Source organism: Pseudomonas nunensis (genome assembly GCF_024296925.1).
GTDB classification, from domain to species: Bacteria; Pseudomonadota; Gammaproteobacteria; order Pseudomonadales; family Pseudomonadaceae; genus Aquipseudomonas; species Aquipseudomonas nunensis.
Window position 1 is genome coordinate 4,967,847 of the sequence record NZ_CP101125.1, and the last position, 18,184, is coordinate 4,986,030.

The following is an 18,184-nucleotide window of genomic DNA, read 5'->3' on the forward strand; positions in this document are numbered from 1 at the left end:
GATCGCGGTGAATACCAATCTTGTATTCGCTGTAGATCTCCTGTGGGAGCGGGCTTGCTCGCGAAGGCGGTGGTTCAGCAACAGATGTTTTGCCTGCCACGACGCTTTCGCGGACAAGCCTCGCTCCTACAGCTTTGTGGTGTGTGCGAACAATGACCTGTAGGAGCGAGGCTTGCCCGCGAAGGCTGCTTAAGGGTTTACATCGAAGCCTGCTGCACCTGCTTCTCCAGCTCAACCTTCAACCCCGGCTCCAGCTTCAACTGCCGAGCCAGTTCATCGAGGTAGGACTTCTCCATGAAGTTCTCCTCGTCCACCAGCATCACGCTGGCGATGTACATTTCGGCGGCCATTTCCGGGGTGCTGGCGGCGCGGGCGACGTCGGTCGGGTCCAGGGGTTTGTTGAGTTCGGCGTGCAGCCAGTGCTGCAGTTCCTGGTCGTTATCGAGTTTGGTGAATTCGCCTTCGATCAACGCGCGCTCGCGCTCATCGACGTGGCCATCGGCTTTGGCTGCGGCGACCAGTGCCTTGAGAATCGCCTGGCTGTGCTGTTCAACCTGAGCGGCTGGAACGCGGTCGACGGTTTGAGGCTCGTTCTTCGGTGTCGAGCCCTGCTGGGCCTGCCAGTTGCCGTAAGCCTTATAGGCAATCACGCCCAATGCCGCGAGACCGCCATAGATCGCGACCTTGCCGCCCACCTTGCGCACCTTCTTGTTACCGATCAGCAGCCCCATCGCGCCAGCCGCCAACGCCCCGCCACCGGCACCCGAAAGCAAACCCCCGAGGCCACCCGAGCCACCGCTGCCGCCGAGCAAACCGCCCAGCCCGCCGCCGGAAGCCTTGTTCTGATTGCCGCCAGTCTTGTTCTGCAACAGGTCCTGGCCGGACTTGAGTAGTTGATCGAGCAATCCACGGGTGTTCATTTGTTGCCTCCACGAATTCGGGGTAACCGGATCATTCAGGCCACCAGCCTAGATCGAAAGTGCCCGCAACTTGCCCGCGAGAGTGCTTCCAGATGTTGCTCGCTCGCCGAGGCGCCCAACTGGGCCATCGATTAAAAAGATATACACTCGAACGAATCTATAAAAACCGCCCACCGGGTACTTTCCCCATGATGACCCTGCGTCAGATCCGTCATTTCATCGCTGTGGCCGAGACAGGCTCGATCTCCGCCGCCGCGCAAACCGCGTTCATTTCCCAATCCACCCTGACTTTGGCGATCCAGCAGTTGGAGCAGGAAATCGGTGTCAGCTTGTTTAACCGACATGCCAAAGGCATGACGCTGACGCACCAAGGTCATCAATTCCTACGTCAGGCACACCTGATTCTCGCCACGGTCGATAACGCCAAACGCAGCCTGCAACAAAGCACCGACCAGGTTGCCGGGCAGTTGATCATCGGCGTGACCAGCCTCGTCGCCGGTTATTACCTGGCGGATTTGCTTACCCGGTTCCAGCGCGCTTATCCCAACGTCGAGATTCGGGTGATGGAGGACGAACGGCCCTACATCGAGCATTTGCTGGTCAGCGGCGAGATCGATGTCGGCGTGCTGATCCTCTCCAACCTCGAAGATCGCCACGCCTTGCAGACCGAAGTCCTGACCCATTCGCCCCACCGCTTGTGGCTACCGGCCCAGCATCCGTTGCTGGAACACGACAGCATTAACCTTGCCGACGTGACGCGAGAGCCGCTGATCCAGCTCAACGTCGATGAAATGGACCGCAACGCCCAGCGCATGTGGTCGGCGGCCTCGTTGCAACCGCGCATCACGTTGAGGACCGCATCCACGGAGGCCGTGCGAAGCCTGGTCGCGGCGGGGTTGGGCGTGTCGATCCAGCCCGACATGACCTACCGCCCCTGGTCACTGGAGGGCGACATCATCGAAGCCCGGCCCATCGCCGACCTCAGCCAGACCCTCGACGTCGGCCTGGCCTGGCGCCGTGGCACCGCGCGACCGGCTCTGGTCGATCCGTTCCTGACCGTCGCGCGTGAGCAGCCTCACGGCGGGCGCAAGCCATCTATTTAATCGAACGCCACCTTCAGTATTAAGAATTTGTCGACCTCGGGCCCGCGCACTAGTCTTGTGACATCTTTATAAGACGGCCGGGCCCCAGTCACTGGGAGCACCATGGCCACACAAGAAAAGAGAACCCGAAAAATGGCTGGCGCGCAGACCCCGTTGTTCACCGCGTTGTTGATCGATGGCGAATTGGTCGCGGGCCAGGGCTTTGTCGAGCCGATCCTCAACCCGGCCACCGGGGAAGTGCTGACGCACATCGCCGAAGCCAGCACCGAGCAAGTCGAAGCCGCGATCCTCGCCGCCCACCGCGCCTTTGCCAGTTGGTCGCGGACCACGCCGCAGCAACGCTCCAACCTGTTGCTGGACATCGCCAACGCCATCGAAAAAAACGCCGACCTGCTCGCCCGCCTCGAATCCCTGAACTGTGGCAAGCCGTTGCACTTGGCCCGTCAGGATGATTTGAGCGCGACGGTCGATGTGTTTCGTTTCTTTGCTGGCGCCGTGCGTTGCCAGACTGGCCAGCTCAGCGGTGAATACCTGCCGGGCTACACCAGCATGGTGCGGCGCGATCCGATCGGCGTCGTGGCGTCCATCGCGCCATGGAACTACCCGATCATGATGGCCGCGTGGAAAATCGCCCCAGCCCTCGCCGCCGGCAACACCTTGGTATTCAAACCGTCCGAGCACACGCCGCTGTCGATCCTGGCCCTGGCGCCAGCGTTGGCGGAAATCCTGCCGCGCGGTGTGATCAACATTGTCTGTGGCGGCGGTGAAGGCGTTGGCAGCCATTTGGTCAGCCACCCGAAAGTCCGCATGGTCTCGTTGACCGGCGATATCGTCACCGGGCAAAAAATCTTGCAAGCCGCGGCGAAAACCCTGAAGCGCACTCACCTCGAACTCGGCGGCAAGGCTCCGGTGATTGTCTGCAACGACGCGGACATTCAAGCGGTGGTCGAAGGCGTGCGCACTTACGGTTATTACAACGCCGGCCAGGACTGCACCGCCGCCTGCCGGATTTATGCACAGGCCGGGATTCATGACCGTTTGGTGGCGGAATTGGGCGCAGCGGTCAGCAGCCTGCGTTTCGCCGGTAAACGTGATGCCGACAACGAGATCGGCCCGCTGATCAGCACCCGTCAGCGCGACCGCGTGGCCAGTTTCGTCGAACGTGCCCTCGGCCAGCCACACATCGAACGCGTCACTGGCGCGGCGGTGCATTCCGGCGCCGGCTTCTATTACCAGCCAACCCTGCTCGCCGGTTGCAAACAGAGCGATGAAATCGTCCAGCGCGAAGTGTTCGGACCGGTGGTCACCGTCACCCGTTTCGATGAACTCGAACAAGCCGTGGACTGGGCCAACGATTCGGAATACGGCCTCGCCTCGTCGGTCTGGACCCAGAACCTCGACAAAGCCATGCAGGTCGCGGCGCGCTTACAGTACGGCTGCACTTGGATCAACAGCCATTTCATGCTGGTCAGCGAAATGCCCCATGGCGGCCTGAAGCGTTCGGGCTACGGCAAAGACTTATCCAGCGATTCGCTTCAGGACTACAGCGTGGTGCGGCACATCATGGCCCGCCACGGCCAGCATCTCTGACTACGCTAATAACAAGCCGCTCACGGCACGCTTCACCACGTTCACAACTGCCCCGACCATAATTAAAGAAGAGGGAATCCCCATGTTCGTGCACAAGACCGCACTGCTCAGTGCAATCACCACTGCATTGCTCGCCAGTGCCAGTATCCAGGCCGCCGAACCGCTGAAAGCCGTCGGCGCCGGCGAAGGTCAGCTGGATATCGTGGCCTGGCCCGGCTACATCGAACGTGGCGAGAGCGACAAGGCCTACGACTGGGTCACCGGTTTCGAGAAGGAAACCGGCTGCAAGGTCAATGTGAAAACCGCCGCCACCTCCGATGAGATGGTCAGCCTGATGGCCAAGGGCGGGTACGACCTGGTCACCGCGTCGGGCGATGCCTCGTTGCGCTTGATCGTCGGCAAACGGGTGCAGCCGATCAACACTGCGTTGATCCCGAACTGGAAGGGCCTCGACCCACGCCTCAAGGATGCGCCGTGGTACGTGGTCAACAAGCAGACTTACGGCACCCCGTATCAGTGGGGCCCGAACGTGCTGATGTACAACACCAACGTGTTCAAGACCGCGCCGACCAGTTGGGGCGTGGTGTTCGACGCGCAAAACCTGCCGGACGGCAAGGCCAACAAGGGTCGCGTGCAGGCGTATGACGGCCCGATCTACATCGCCGACGCGGCGCTGTACTTGAAAACCACCAAGCCTGAGCTGGGCATCAAAGACCCGTATCAATTGACCGAAGCGCAGTACAAAGCGGTGCTCGATCTGTTGCGCGCCCAGCAGCCGTTGATTCACCGCTACTGGCACGACACCACCGTGCAGATGAGTGACTTCAAGAACGAAGGCGTGGTCGCGTCAAGCGCCTGGCCGTATCAGGTCAACGGCCTGATCAACGAGAAACAGCCGATCGCCTCGACCATCCCGAAAGAAGGCGCTACCGGGTGGGCGGATACGACCATGTTGCACGCCGAAGCCAAGCACCCGAACTGCGCTTACAAATGGATGGATTGGTCGCTGCAACCAAAAGTCCAGGGTGACGTAGCGGCGTGGTTCGGTTCGTTGCCAGCGGTGCCGGCAGCGTGCACCGGCAGCGAATTGCTCGGCGCCGAGGGTTGCAAGACCAACGGTTTCGACCAGTTCGAGAAGATCGCTTTCTGGAAAACCCCGCAGGCTGAAGGCGGCAAGTTCGTGCCGTACAGCCGCTGGACCCAGGATTACATCGCGATCATGGGCGGCAGATAAACCCCCTGTGTAGCAGCTGCCGAGGCACGAGGCTGCGTTGCGTGTCCGCAGGACCGCCCCGGGGGCCGCTGCGCAGCCCGACGCAGCCTCGTACCTCGGCAGCTGCTACGGATCTTCACCACGATTCAGATTTTCAGAGTCCAGGCAGGGGTCGCCGCGACGACCTTTGCCTTTTCGGAGTTCCGCACCATGACGCTTGCAGTCCAGTTCACCAACGTTTCCCGGCAGTTCGGCGAAGTGAAGGCCGTTGACCGGGTTTCCATCGATATCCAGGACGGCGAGTTCTTTTCCATGCTTGGCCCTTCCGGCTCGGGCAAAACCACGTGCCTGCGCCTGATCGCCGGGTTCGAACAACCGAGCGCAGGCTCGATCCGCATTCACGGCGAAGAAGCCGCCGGGCTGCCGCCGTATCAGCGTGACGTGAACACCGTGTTCCAGGATTACGCGCTGTTCCCGCACATGAACGTTCGCGACAACGTCGCCTACGGTTTGAAAGTCAAAGGCGTCGGCAAGGCTGAACGCCACAAGCGCGCCGAAGAAGCCCTCGACATGGTCGCCCTCGGTGGCTACGGCGAGCGCAAACCGGTGCAACTGTCCGGCGGCCAGCGCCAGCGTGTGGCCCTGGCCCGCGCCTTGGTCAATCGTCCGCGAGTGTTGCTGCTCGACGAACCTCTCGGCGCGCTGGATCTGAAGCTGCGCGAACAGATGCAAAGCGAATTGAAAAAGCTGCAACGCCAGCTCGGCATCACCTTCATTTTCGTCACCCACGACCAGACCGAAGCACTGTCGATGTCCGACCGCGTGGCCGTATTCAACAAGGGACGCATCGAACAGGTCGACACCCCACGCAATCTCTACATGAAACCGGCGACCACGTTCGTGGCGGAATTCGTCGGCACGTCCAACGTGATTCGCGGCGATCTGGCCAAGCAGTTGAGCGGCAATCCGCAGCCGTTTTCGATTCGCCCGGAACACGTGCGTTTTGCCGAAGGTCCGCTGGCCAGTCATGAGATCGAAGTCAGCGGCTTGCTCCACGACATCCAGTACCAGGGCAGCGCCACTCGCTATGAAGTGACACTGGAAAATGGCCAGACCCTGAACATCAGCCAGGCCAACGTGCAGTGGCTGGACACCAGCGCCCAACACCAGACCGGGCAGCGCATCAACGCACGCTGGGCTCGCGAAGCGATGATTCCGCTGCACGACAATATCGTCGGCGGGGTGTGAGATGAACACCTTGGCAATCTCACAAACCCCGGCCAACGGCTCGCCGTTGCGGCGGTTTTCCAACCTGCTGTATCGCCGGCCGAACTTTTACCTGGCGTTGCTGCTGGTGCCGCCGCTGCTGTGGTTCGGCGCTATCTATCTCGGCTCGTTGTTGGTGCTGTTGTGGCAGGGTTTCTACACCTTCGACGACTTCACCATGGCGGTCACCCCTGACCTGACCTTGGCGAATTTCGCCGCACTGTTCCAGCCGTCGAACTTCGACATCATCCTGCGCACGCTGAGCATGGCGATTGTGGTGTCGATTGCCAGCGCCATCGTCGCGTTCCCGATTGCCTACTACATGGCGCGCTACACCACCGGCAAGACCAAGGCGTTTTTCTACATTGCGGTGATGTTGCCAATGTGGGCCAGTTACATCGTCAAGGCCTACGCCTGGACCTTGCTGCTGGCCAAGGGCGGGGTGGCGCAGTGGTTCGTTCAGCACTTGGGCCTGGAACCGATTCTGCAATTCATCCTCGGTATTCCCGGCGTCGGCGGCAGCACTTTGTCGACCTCGCACCTGGGGCGTTTCATGGTGTTCGTCTACATCTGGCTGCCGTTCATGATTTTGCCGATCCAGGCCTCGCTGGAACGCCTGCCACCCTCTTTGCTGCAAGCCTCTGCGGACCTCGGAGCCAAGCCGCGCCAGACCTTTATGCAGGTGATTCTGCCGCTGTCGATTCCGGGCATTGCCGCCGGTTCGATCTTCACTTTCTCGCTAACCCTGGGCGACTTCATCGTGCCGCAACTGGTGGGCCCGCCAGGGTACTTCGTCGGCAGCATGGTTTATGCGCAGCAGGGTGCGATTGGCAATATGCCGATGGCCGCCGCCTTCACGCTGGTGCCGATTGTGTTGATCGCCGTTTACCTGACCATCGTCAAACGACTGGGGGCCTTCGATGCACTCTGAGAAAGCATCTATTGGCTTGCGCATCGCAGCCTGGGGCGGGTTGGTATTTTTGCACTTCCCGATCCTGATCATCTTCCTCTACGCCTTCAACACCGAAGACGCGGCGTTCAGCTTCCCGCCGAAGGGCTTCACCCTGAAGTGGTTCAGCGTGGCGTTTTCGCGGCCCGACGTGCTGGAAGCGATCAAGCTGTCGGCAGAAATCGCCGCCATCGCGACGCTGATCGCGATGGTCCTCGGCACCCTCGCTTCGGCGGCGTTGTACCGCCGGGAGTTCTTCGGCAAGCAAGGCATCTCGCTGATGCTGATCCTGCCGATTGCGTTGCCGGGGATCATCACCGGGATCGCGCTATTGGCGACGTTCAAGACGTTGGGGATCGAGCCGGGGATGTTCACCATCATCGTCGGCCACGCGACCTTCTGCGTGGTGATCGTCTACAACAACGTCATCGCCCGCTTGCGCCGCACCTCCCACAGCCTGATCGAAGCCTCGATGGACCTCGGCGCCGACGGCTGGCAGACCTTTCGCTACATCGTCCTGCCGAACCTCGGCTCGGCGTTGCTGGCCGGCGGCATGCTCGCGTTTGCGCTGTCGTTCGACGAAATCATCGTCACCACTTTCACCGCCGGCCACGAACGCACCCTGCCGCTGTGGTTGCTTAACCAGCTCAGCCGCCCACGGGACGTGCCGGTGACCAACGTCGTCGCGATGCTCGTGATGATGGTGACCATGCTGCCGATCCTGGGTGCGTATTACCTGACCCGGGGTGGCGAGAGTGTGGCGGGGAGTGGCGGGAAATAGATCAATCACTGACAACGACTATTACCTGTGGGAGCGGGCTTGCTCGCGAAGAGGCCATCACATCCAACATTGATGTTGCCTGACACACCGCTTTCGCGAGCAAGCCCGCTCCCACAGGGGACCGAATTCCATAGCCGACAAAAACAATAGTTTCGATGAGGACACGTCATGCAAACCAAACTCTTGATCAACGGCCAACTGATCGACGGCGACGGCCCCGCCCAACCGGTGTTCAACCCGGCGCTCGGCCGCGTACTGGTAGAAATCAACGAAGCCAGCGAAGCCCAGGTCGATGCCGCCGTACGCGCCGCCGACAACGCCTTCGAAGCCTGGTCGCAGACCCCGCCGAAAGAACGCTCGCTGCTGCTGCTCAAACTCGCCGATGCCATCGAAGCCCACGGCGAAGAGCTGGCCAAACTGGAGTCGGATAACTGCGGCAAACCCTACAGCGCCGCGCTGAACGACGAGATCCCGGCGATAGCCGACGTGTTCCGTTTCTTCGCCGGCGCCAGCCGTTGCATGAGCGGTTCAGCGGGCGGTGAATACCTGGCCGGCCACACCTCGATGATCCGTCGCGACCCGGTGGGCGTGATCGCCTCCATCGCGCCGTGGAACTACCCGCTGATGATGGTCGCCTGGAAAATCGCCCCGGCCCTCGCCGCCGGTAATACCGTGGTGCTCAAGCCGTCGGAACAAACCCCGCTGACCGCGTTGCGTCTGGTGGAACTGGCGTCGGATATTTTCCCGGCGGGCGTGCTCAATCTGGTGTTCGGTCGCGGTCCTACGGTTGGCAGTCCGCTGGTCACGCACCCGAAAGTGCGCATGGTCTCGCTGACCGGCTCCATCGCCACCGGCGCCAACATCATTTCCAGCACGGCCGACAGCGTCAAACGCATGCACATGGAACTGGGAGGCAAAGCTCCGGTAATCATCTTCGACGACGCCGACATCGACGCTGCCGTGGAAGGCATTCGTACTTTCGGTTTCTACAACGCCGGGCAGGATTGCACCGCTGCTTGCCGCATCTACGCGCAAGCAGGCATCTACGAGAAATTCGTCGAGAAACTCGGTGCGGCGGTCAGCAGCATCAAGTACGGCTTGCAGGATGATCCGGCGACCGAGTTGGGGCCGCTGATCACCGCACAACATCGCGACCGCGTGGCCGGGTTTGTCGAGCGCGCCGTGGCGCAATCGCACATCCGATTGGTCACGGGCGGCAAGGCTGTGGAAGGCAATGGTTTCTTCTTTGAACCGACGGTGTTGGCCGACGCGCAACAGGACGACGAAATCGTGCGTCGCGAAGTGTTCGGGCCGGTAGTTTCCGTGACCAAGTTCAACGATGAAGCGCAGGTACTGGGCTGGGCCAACGATTCGGACTACGGCCTGGCGTCGTCGGTCTGGACCTCGGACGTCGGTCGCGCCCATCGTCTGGCCGCGCGCTTGCAGTACGGCTGCACCTGGGTGAACACGCATTTCATGCTGGTCAGCGAAATGCCCCACGGCGGTCAGAAATTGTCCGGGTACGGGAAGGACATGTCCATGTACGGGCTGGAGGACTACACCGTCGTGCGGCATGTGATGTTCAAGCATTAACAGCTTCGCGGGCAAGCCTCGCTCCCACATTTGGAATGCATTCCCCCTGTAGGAGCGAGGCTTGCCCGCGAAGGCCTCACCGCAACCTCAAGGAAGAAACCGGCACCCAGCACCACCAGGCTCAACCCCAGACAAACCAAAACAATAACCACCGACCCGGGCGGCGCCTGACAGCCCCGCCACGGTTTCGGACATCCGAAATCTGCCGATTTTCCGGAGCTGACAGACCATGAGTACATCACCCGAACTCTCCCCCGCCGTTGCCGACAGCGATGCCGAACAACTGCGCAAACTGGGCTACACCTCGAACTTCAACCGCAGCATGAGCCTGTGGGAAAACTTCGCCCTGGGCTTCACTTATCTCTCGCCGGTCGTAGGGGTTTATACCCTGTTCGGCCTGTGCCTCGCCGCCGGCGGGCCACCGATGTTCTGGGCCTATCTGCTGGTCGGTTGCGGCCAGTTGCTGGTGTGCCTGATCTTCGGCGAAGTGGTTTCGCAATTCCCGATCTCCGGCGGCGTCTACCCGTGGGCGCGCCGCTTGGTCGGCAAAAAATGGGCGTGGATGGTCGGCTGGATCTACTCCATCGCCCTTTGCGTGACCATCGCCGCCGTTGCGGTCGGTGCCGGTCCGTACCTCGCCGCGATGATGGGTTTTGAACCGAGCAACAACACCAACATCGTCATCGCGCTGTTCCTGACGTTGTTCGCCACACTGGTCAACCTCAGCGGTACCAAAGTGCTGGCGCGGATCGCCATGTTCGGCTTCCTTTGCGAACTGATCGGCGCAGTGATCGTCGGCGTCTACTTGCTGATCTTCGAGCGTCATCAACCGATCAGCGTGTTGTTCAACACCTTCGACATCAGCATCGACGGCTCGTACCTGCCAGCCTTCCTCACCGCGTCACTGGCCGGGATGTTCCTGTACTACGGCTTCGAAGCCTGCGGCGACGTCGCCGAAGAAACCCCGAACCCGAGCAAGCAAATCCCGATTGCCATGCGCATGACCATCTACATCGGCGGCATCTCGGCGATGTTCGCTTGCCTGGCACTGATCCTCGCCGTGCCCGACATGCAAGCCGTGATCAACGGCACCGACAAAGACCCGGTCACCACCATCCTCAACAACGCCTTCGGGCCGGTGGGTTCGAAAGTGGTGATGGGCGTGGTGATGATTTCCTTCATCTCCTGCGTCATCAGCTTACAAGCGGCGGCCAGTCGCCTGCTGTATTCCTACGCCCGGGATGAAATGGTCATCGGCAGCGCACTGCTGAAGAAGATTTCCCCTACGACTCAAGTGCCGGTTGCGGCGCTGTTTGTGTCGGGTGTCCTGCCGGCGTTGATCATCGCGCTCGGATTCTTCCTGCAAGATGCCGTGGCGACCATCGTCAGCTTCGCGGCCATAGGGATTTACCTGGCATTCCAGATGATCGTCCTCGCGGCGCTGTATGCACGGATGAAAGGCTGGAAACCGAGCGGCAAATTCACCCTGGGTGCATGGGGTTTGCCGGTGAACATCGGCGCGCTGGTGTATGGCGTCGGCGCGATCATCAACATGGCCTGGCCGCGTACGCCGGATGCGGCTTGGTACATCAACTATGCGATGGTGCTGAGCACGGCGATTGTGATCGGGTTGGGGCTGATCTACATGTTGATTGCCAAGCCGTACGACCACGGGACTGCGCCTGCGGGGGATGCTTGGAAGGTTAGTCGGTAAATGAAGATGCCCAGCCCGCAGTGATGCGGGCTGGGTTGTTAGATCGGTTGAGGTTTGGAGAGGGTTTCAAACTCGTCCATCAGAAGATGGATTTCGGTGCTGGGGTTGGGTTCGCCGCTGATGGCAACGTCCTCGATAATCCTTGGTGCCAACTCCCTCGCCCTTTGAAATGGCTCACCCAAAAGTTGGGAAAAATAGTTGGTGTCTTCGCCCTTCTCGTATTTTTCCATGCTGGGTTTCTCTCTGAGGCTCTTGGCAACCAAGTCGCCTGGAGAATACTTCCCGACCGCTCGAAATGGCTTTCGATTGAAGCCGAAGTGCAGGAGTAGCCAGAACTCGAAGCAGGGGTACGAAGCGATTACTGTAATTTTCGGATGCGGCTTCGCCAGATTTATTGCCCTCTCGAAACAAAGATGTGTATCGCGATCAAATGCACAAAACACTTTGTCGAAGCCTTTCTGACGGGCGATGGCTGTTTCGACAATGCCACTTGGGTGTGTGACACCGCAGTGGGAAATTTCCACTTGAGCATTGGCGCGGAAGTGAAATGCAGCCTCCTCCAGATATCGTTTTCCTGACTTGCTGTCTTCACAGAGGATCAGCACTTTGGGTTGAGGCTTAAACCGTGGAGGCTTTCGATCAAATAGCCGTATCGAACGAGCCATGATCAACCCCGCCTTATCAATGGCAACCCACGATAACGGCCTTCAAAGTAGCGTTTCTCGACGTCTTCCCCTTCCCGTCCTTCAAAATCATGAACAGAAAAAAGACTGGTTGCGCCATTGGCATCTCGCTCAGTAATCCAGAACTGATCGCGGCGAAGCGCTTTGGCGTTCATTAGATGAGTGTCGTGTGTGGTAAAGATCAGTTGAGTATCCAGCCCACTGTCCAAGTGCTTTGCAATCAAGTCATCAACTATTGAGGGGTGAAGACAGCTGTCCAACTCATCGACAGCGAGTATTCCGCTCCCATCGGCGTGATTGATCATGAACCAGGGTAACCAAAAGCCAATCAGGTTTTTCGTACCGCCGGACTCCTCGGAAAAATCGAACTCGGCTTTGCCTAGAAGACTGGTATGGGTCAGGGTTACTTTGTCTTTTTGTGCAGCAGCGAAGAACTCTTTCAGAGTAAGTTTTTTGGTGCCTTGAACAGACTCTGCGTCTTCGGTATTGAGTTGAATGGCGGACACCGGAATATCCACGGATCTTAGAAAGTTTCGTAAGTCCTGTGTGCAGTCTGATGCCATCCGAAGAAATCGAATGGACGCAGCGGACAGCCCCATCATGTTGTTCTGCTCAATAACCAGTAGACCGGTTTGGAACCAGCTAAACAGACTCCGTAACTGCGTCAGCTCTTCGCTGCTATTCGCAACCGCTTGTGAGAGGAACAGAGTTTTGGGGTTCGTCAGACGCCGCCATGCGTTGTGAACATCTTTGCCCCCCTCAAGGCTTGCCCCAAAAACATACTGCTCACCCTCCTCCGCAAAACGTCGCTGATACAGCAGCGTTTCCTTGCCTTTGGGATATGAAACCAGTTGTTCCTCGATAATTCGCTGCGCAGTCATGCGCAGAACAAATCGATAGCGGAGCCCGCGCTGAATGAAGTTGTATTCAAAGAAGCTCGGTTCGTTTTGAAGTTTTGGATCAAAACGAAAGGGCGAAACAGGTAGGGGTTCATCACTTGAGGACGGTGGCGCTGCAAGCAGTTGCCCCATGATACCCATCGCCCGGATAAGCGAAGATTTGCCCGACGCGTTCGGTCCGTAGATTGCAGCCACCTTCAATAAGTCAGGCAGTTTTTCTCCATTTACCGGTGGCGCGAACAGATTGCGCTTTTTGCTCAAGCGCGGCGTCGCAGCCATGGATAGGGTTTGCTTGTCTCGGAAGGAGCGATAGTTGGAAACAGAAAATTCGATCAGCATGCAGCGAACCCGCAGTTCATTTCTGAAGGAACAAAAAATAAAGGAGAAAACAGGTGTTTGGTGCAGTTGCGCTGCAGGTCATGCAAAAACAGGAAATTCCTACAGACCAAGCCTTCCGCTAAAAGCACCAATTCCTACAACACGTGGCGCCAGAGTAGACTTGGCGCCGCGAGCGCCTGAACGATAGGCTTTACCTCGTCGCTGCCAAATCAGCGACCCGGTGTCGAAGCTGGGAAAAGTCAGAACGGTGCTCGCGTGCCCTCCATAGAACTGCGGCTGTTTATGCCTATAGTTCTGCTTTATGGCGGGCCGTGTGGCGCGGGCCTTCCGGCTTTGCCGTTTTGACAGGAAGTATCCCGACTTCGAACGCCACTCGGTCCGCCACCCAACCTGTCGAAGGGTTGGTGGCGACTTTCCTAATCGAAACGGAAGTTACCTTCATGCCGAAGCACGCTCAAAATTCGCCTTACTTCACCCCAACCGTCTTCACCCGCCACAACCGCTTCCTCCACGCACTCATGCAAGACAACCAAGCCTGGTTCTGCGTCCACGATCTCGGGCGCCTGATGGGCCGCCCAATGGACGAACGCCTCACCCTGAAACTCGACCCCGATCAGCGTCGAAACGTCTGGCTGCTGAAAAGCGGCAACACCGTCGAATCCCTGATGGTCAGCGAATCAGGGATGTACGCCCTTCTCGTCCACCACTTCATCCCGGAAAACCGAAACCTGCGCCAATGGCTGAGCAATGAAGTCATACCGATGCTGCGTGAGTCGAACGCGGCGTCTGTGGATAACATTCCAAGCCTGAGTTCGCTGCAATGGGCCGGCATCTCGGTGCCGCTGCTGCACTGGCAGCATCAGGCCTGGATCAAGTGGCGGGATATGCCTGATCTGATGCAGGTACAGCGCCCGTTCAAGATCATGGGTACTTGCAGTTGAGGGCCAGGTAAATGCAAAACCTGTGGGAGCGGGCTTGCTCGCGAATGCGGTGGGTCAATCACTATCAATGTCGACTGACACACCCTCTTCGCGAGCAAGCCCGCTCCCACAGGGATTCAGGTGTGTCTGACAAAATTGAAAAGGGGCAGACTTTAAAGTCCGCCCCGCTGGTTAGTCGCCTTTCCAAATATCTTCCGCGCCTTCTCCAAACATCAATCCTCGTCCCGCAACAGCGCCATCAGTTCATCGGTCCGCCACTTGATGTCTGCTTTACCTCGCGCGGCTTCGAATTGATCGAGAGCGACGGTCTCGCAAGACTCGTCTTTTTGCTCAGGAATCGTAATTTCGTCGTCATTGTTCATAATTGTCTCCCGAACGTTGTTCGCTGAAAGGTCGGTTTTTCTGCCGCTAGTCAGGACACGGCCGCAACACAAGGTCACGGCCCAATCCCACTCCTCCTCAAAACCGCGAAACACTCCTCATCGCATCCACTAGATACCTCATCGCAATCCGATCACTCTCGGACAGCTCCCGATACCGCTCCACCAATTTCATCTCCTCCGAATTGAGGCGGCGCCTGCGCCTTACATTCGACAGAAACGGAAATATCCCTAACAGCTCGGTGATGCCTTGTACTTTCGACATGGACGATGTCCTTCTAATACGTCAAAGAAAACTTCAGAAAACCGCATCGCCCTACTACTTTTTCAGCAGTCGCTTGGTGCGCGCTGAACCCACCGGCCTGAAGGGCCGAAACCGGTCATGCCCATAGGATAGGAATTAAATCGGCGCTGAAAAGTGGTTTTTAGAGTAATTAGTCGAAAAAGGCACAAATGCCTTATAAAACAGAAAGTACTGTGGGAAACGTTACCGGACACGTCTTGTTTCATAGCCGCAACATTGTTGTGCTATCAATCATTTTTTCTCCGGGACCGAACGGTTTAAGCTATTTGGCATCTGTTTAAAGTCCGTTGCGTTTGGCCGAAGGCATGTCCGAACCTCCATTTTTGATCCAGCAGTGCCAGGAACGGCGCGGGATTGTTCACGACAGGTTGTACTTATGCACCGCAGGAATTTGCTCAAAGCGTCCATAGCTATCGCCGCCTACACCGGTTTATCGGCCACTGGCCTGTTGGCCGCTCGGGCCTGGGCCGGGAATGGCGCGGCGGATGGCGACGCGCAGGCGTTCGACTTCGAAGCGCTGAAGATTCAGGCCAAGCAGCTCGCCGGCAATCGTTATCAGGACACCAAGCAGGTGCTGCCGCCGACATTGGCGACCATGGCGCCGCAACAATTCAACGCGATTCAGTACGACGGCAAGCACTCGCTGTGGAACGACTTGAACGGCCAACTGGACGTGCAGTTTTTCCACGTCGGCATGGGCTTCAAGCAACCTGTGCGCATGTTCAGCGTCGATCCGAAGACGCGTCTGGCGCGGGAAGTGCATTTCCGTCCGTCGCTGTTCAACTATGAAAAAACCACGGTCGACACCAAGCAGCTTGGCGCTGACCTGGGCTTTTCCGGGTTCAAGTTGTTCAAGGCTCCGGAGCTGGACAAGCACGATGTGCTGTCGTTCCTGGGCGCCAGCTATTTCCGCGCGGTAGATGCTTCTGGCCAATATGGCCTGTCGGCTCGCGGCTTGGCGATCGATACTTACGCCAAGAAGCGTGAGGAATTCCCGGACTTCACCAAGTTCTGGTTCGAGACGCCGGACAAGGACAGCACCCGTTTCGTGGTCTACGCCTTGCTCGATTCGCCGAGTGCTACCGGTGCTTACCGTTTCGACATCGACTGCCAGGCCAGCCAAGTGGTCATGGCCATCGACGCGCACATCAATGCGCGCACCGCCATCGAACAACTGGGCATCTCGCCGATGACCAGCATGTTCAGCTGCGGTACCCACGAGCGGCGCATGTGCGACACCATTCACCCGCAAATCCATGACTCCGATCGCCTGGCCATGTGGCGCGGCAACGGCGAGTGGATCTGCCGTCCGCTGAACAACCCGGCGACCCTGCAGTTCAATGCCTTCGCCGACACCGACCCGAAAGGTTTCGGCCTGGTGCAGACCGATCACGAGTTCGCCAGCTATCAAGACACCGTCGACTGGTACAGCAAGCGTCCGAGCCTGTGGGTAGAACCTACAACCGCGTGGGGCGAAGGCTCTATCGATCTGCTGGAAATTCCTACAACCGGCGAAACCCTGGATAACATCGTCGCGTTCTGGACGCCGAAGAAGCCAGTGGCGGCCGGTGACTCGCTGAATTACGGCTACAAGCTGTACTGGAGCGCATTGCCACCGGTCAGCACGCCGCTGGCACGGGTCAACGCGACCCGTTCGGGCATGGGTGGGTTTATCGAAGGTTGGGCGCCGGGCGAGCATTACCCGGAAGTCTGGGCCCGTCGCTTTGCGGTGGACTTCACTGGTGGCGGTCTGGATCGCTTGCCGCCGGGTGCGGCGATCGAGCCGGTGGTCACTTGCTCGAATGGCGAAGTGAAAGACTTCAACGTGCTGGTGCTCGATGACATCAAGGGTTACCGGATTACGTTTGACTGGTTCCCGACCAATGACAGCGTGGCACCGGTGGAGCTGCGGTTGTTTATTCGCACCAATGACCGGACGTTGAGTGAAACCTGGTTGTACCAGTATTTCCCGCCGGCGCCGGAGAAGCGTAAGTACACCTGAGGTTGACCGGTCGTCTGGGCGGGCCTCTTCGCGGGCAAGCCCGCTCCCACAGTTGGAATGCATTCCCCTGTGGGAGCGGGCTTGCTCGCGAAGACGGCCTGACCGACAACAAAAATCCCGCTCCAGAAACGCAAAAGCCCCGATCAATCCGATCGGGGCTTTTTGTTTTTACAGCGCTATTCAGTCTCGCAAATCAGACTCATGAATCGGCTGATCACGATGGGTCGCCCGCTGATACTGCGACGGCCACACCGCTTTGCGTCCACCCAGGTCATCATCGGCATGCAGCGGCCAGTACGGATCGCGCAACAACTCCCGAGCCAGGAAGATGATGTCCGCCTGACAGGTCCGCAGAATGTGCTCAGCCTGCGCCGGCTCGGTAATCATGCCCACGGTGCCCGTGGCGATGCCTGACTCCTTACGCACGCGCTCAGCGAAACGTGTTTGATAACCCGGGCCTGTAGGAATTTCCGCGTTGGCCGCCGTACCGCCCGACGAGACGTCGATCAGATCCACGCCCAGGTCCTTGAGGCGTCGAGCCAGCTCCACGGTTTCATCCGGGTTCCAGCCGTCTTCCACCCAATCGGTGGCCGATACCCGCACAAACAGCGGCAACTCTTCCGGCCATACCGCACGTACCGCTTCAGTGACTTGCAGCACCAGGCGAATACGATTCTCGAACGAGCCGCCATATTGATCGCGCCGCTGATTGCTCAGGGGCGACAGAAACTGATGCAGCAGATAACCGTGGGCGGCGTGGATCTCGGCCACTTTGAAACCGGCGGTCAGTGCGCGTTTGGCCGCATCGACGAAGGCCTGGATGACTTCAGCGATTTGCCCTTCATCGAGCTGTTTAGGTGGCGTGTGTTGCGGATCGAAGGCAATCGGCGAAGGCCCGACCGGGGTCCAGCCGCCGTCTTCGGGCTTGAGGCTGCCGTGCTTGCCGATCCACGGCCGATGGGTGCTGGCCTTGCGCCCGGCGTGGGCCAGTTGAATACCGGCGACGGCGCCTTGGGCTGCGATAAACCGGGTGATGCGTTGCAGCGGTTCGATCTGTTCGTCATTCCACAGGCCGAGGTCTTCGGCAGTGATTCGACCATCAGCGGTAACCGCTGTCGCTTCGGTAAAAATCAGACCGGCCCCGCCGACCGCGCGGCTGCCGAGGTGGACCAGGTGCCAGTCATTGGCCAGGCCATCGACGCTGGAGTACTGGCACATGGGCGATACGGCAATGCGGTTAAGCAGGGTCAATTGGCGAAGGGTATAGGGTTCAAGCAGCAGACTCATGGGGCACCTCTCGAATCAGTGGGCAGGCTCCAGGGTTCTGTTTGAAAAGTCGACGAGTGACAGTAAAAGGTGCAGCACCCGCCCCCGCGGGCAAAAAATTCGACAAGACGTCACAAGGCCAATCAAGCAGTGCTTAGAGCCTAGTCGACAACGGGGGATGAGGGAGGGTTCCGGGGATATTTGGTGTCTGGGAGAACGCTTCGCGGGCAAGCCTCGCTCC

16 protein-coding genes are annotated in these 18,184 nt (G+C 59.0%); 10 read left to right on the forward strand and 6 right to left on the reverse strand.

Annotation, left to right across the window (positions count from 1 at the left end; translation table 11 throughout):
* Positions 1-197: 197 nt before the first annotated feature.
* Positions 198-920 (reverse strand): tellurite resistance TerB family protein, encoded by a 723-nt coding sequence (locus NK667_RS21880; RefSeq protein WP_054616033.1) that lies wholly within the window; start codon positions 918-920, stop codon positions 198-200.
* 188 nt (positions 921-1,108) lie between these two features.
* Between NK667_RS21880 and NK667_RS21885 the strand changes: the two genes are divergently transcribed.
* The 8 genes from NK667_RS21885 to NK667_RS21920 all read left to right on the forward strand — a co-directional run bounded on the left by NK667_RS21885 (position 1,109) and on the right by NK667_RS21920 (position 11,129).
* Positions 1,109-2,023: a LysR family transcriptional regulator gene (locus NK667_RS21885; RefSeq protein WP_054047295.1), complete on the forward strand. Its 915-nt coding sequence runs from the start codon at positions 1,109-1,111 to the stop codon at positions 2,021-2,023.
* A 132-nt stretch (positions 2,024-2,155) separates the two neighbouring features.
* The gene (locus tag NK667_RS21890) at positions 2,156-3,613 is read left to right on the forward strand and encodes a gamma-aminobutyraldehyde dehydrogenase (RefSeq protein ID WP_054616034.1); all 1,458 of its coding nucleotides are present in this window, start codon (positions 2,156-2,158) and stop codon (positions 3,611-3,613) included.
* 82 nt (positions 3,614-3,695) lie between these two features.
* A complete protein-coding gene (gene ydcS / locus NK667_RS21895) occupies positions 3,696-4,847 on the forward strand; it encodes a putative ABC transporter substrate-binding protein YdcS (protein WP_054616035.1) in 1,152 nt (383 codons plus the stop codon).
* A 189-nt stretch (positions 4,848-5,036) separates the two neighbouring features.
* Positions 5,037-6,074 (forward strand): ABC transporter ATP-binding protein, encoded by a 1,038-nt coding sequence (locus NK667_RS21900; protein ID WP_054616036.1) that lies wholly within the window; start codon positions 5,037-5,039, stop codon positions 6,072-6,074.
* A 1-nt stretch (position 6,075) separates the two neighbouring features.
* Positions 6,076-7,023, forward strand: coding sequence for an ABC transporter permease (locus NK667_RS21905; protein WP_054047302.1), 948 nt, complete (start codon positions 6,076-6,078; stop codon positions 7,021-7,023).
* Positions 7,013-7,822 carry an ABC transporter permease gene (locus NK667_RS21910; protein ID WP_054047303.1) on the forward strand — a complete coding sequence of 270 codons (810 nt, stop codon included), beginning with the start codon at positions 7,013-7,015 and terminating at the stop codon, positions 7,820-7,822. The genes NK667_RS21905 and NK667_RS21910 overlap by 11 nt, the downstream gene beginning before the upstream one ends.
* Positions 7,823-7,990: 168 nt before the next feature.
* Entirely contained in the window at positions 7,991-9,415 is a 1,425-nt protein-coding gene (locus tag NK667_RS21915; protein ID WP_054047304.1) for a gamma-aminobutyraldehyde dehydrogenase, read from the forward strand.
* A gap of 229 nt (positions 9,416-9,644) precedes the next feature.
* Positions 9,645-11,129 carry an APC family permease gene (locus tag NK667_RS21920; protein WP_054616037.1) on the forward strand — a complete coding sequence of 495 codons (1,485 nt, stop codon included), beginning with the start codon at positions 9,645-9,647 and terminating at the stop codon, positions 11,127-11,129.
* A 38-nt stretch (positions 11,130-11,167) separates the two neighbouring features.
* Here NK667_RS21920 and NK667_RS21925 read toward each other — a convergent pair whose 3' ends face one another.
* A complete protein-coding gene (locus NK667_RS21925; RefSeq protein ID WP_054616038.1) occupies positions 11,168-11,794 on the reverse strand; it encodes an RloB family protein in 627 nt (208 codons plus the stop codon).
* Between the two features lie 2 nt (positions 11,795-11,796).
* Entirely contained in the window at positions 11,797-13,050 is a 1,254-nt protein-coding gene (locus NK667_RS21930) for an AAA family ATPase (RefSeq protein WP_054616039.1), read from the reverse strand.
* A gap of 440 nt (positions 13,051-13,490) precedes the next feature.
* Between NK667_RS21930 and NK667_RS21935 the strand changes: the two genes are divergently transcribed.
* Complete coding sequence (locus NK667_RS21935) at positions 13,491-13,991, forward strand: BRO-N domain-containing protein (protein WP_054616040.1); 501 nt, start codon at positions 13,491-13,493, stop codon at positions 13,989-13,991.
* A 212-nt stretch (positions 13,992-14,203) separates the two neighbouring features.
* Here NK667_RS21935 and NK667_RS21940 read toward each other — a convergent pair whose 3' ends face one another.
* Together NK667_RS21940 and NK667_RS21945 are read right to left on the reverse strand one after the other, a co-directional pair.
* Entirely contained in the window at positions 14,204-14,353 is a 150-nt protein-coding gene (locus tag NK667_RS21940; protein WP_201783194.1) for a hypothetical protein, read from the reverse strand.
* A gap of 97 nt (positions 14,354-14,450) precedes the next feature.
* Positions 14,451-14,636, reverse strand: a complete 186-nt coding sequence (locus tag NK667_RS21945; RefSeq protein ID WP_054047310.1) for a hypothetical protein — start codon at positions 14,634-14,636, stop codon at positions 14,451-14,453.
* A 415-nt stretch (positions 14,637-15,051) separates the two neighbouring features.
* On the opposite strand from NK667_RS21945, the gene NK667_RS21950 reads away from it, so the two are divergent.
* Positions 15,052-16,677 carry a glucan biosynthesis protein D gene (locus NK667_RS21950; RefSeq protein WP_054616041.1) on the forward strand — a complete coding sequence of 542 codons (1,626 nt, stop codon included), beginning with the start codon at positions 15,052-15,054 and terminating at the stop codon, positions 16,675-16,677.
* Positions 16,678-16,857: 180 nt separating this feature from the next.
* On the opposite strand, the gene NK667_RS21955 is transcribed toward NK667_RS21950, so the two are convergent.
* Positions 16,858-17,964, reverse strand: a complete 1,107-nt coding sequence (locus NK667_RS21955; RefSeq protein WP_054047314.1) for an NADH:flavin oxidoreductase/NADH oxidase — start codon at positions 17,962-17,964, stop codon at positions 16,858-16,860.
* Positions 17,965-18,184: the final 220 nt, after the last annotated feature.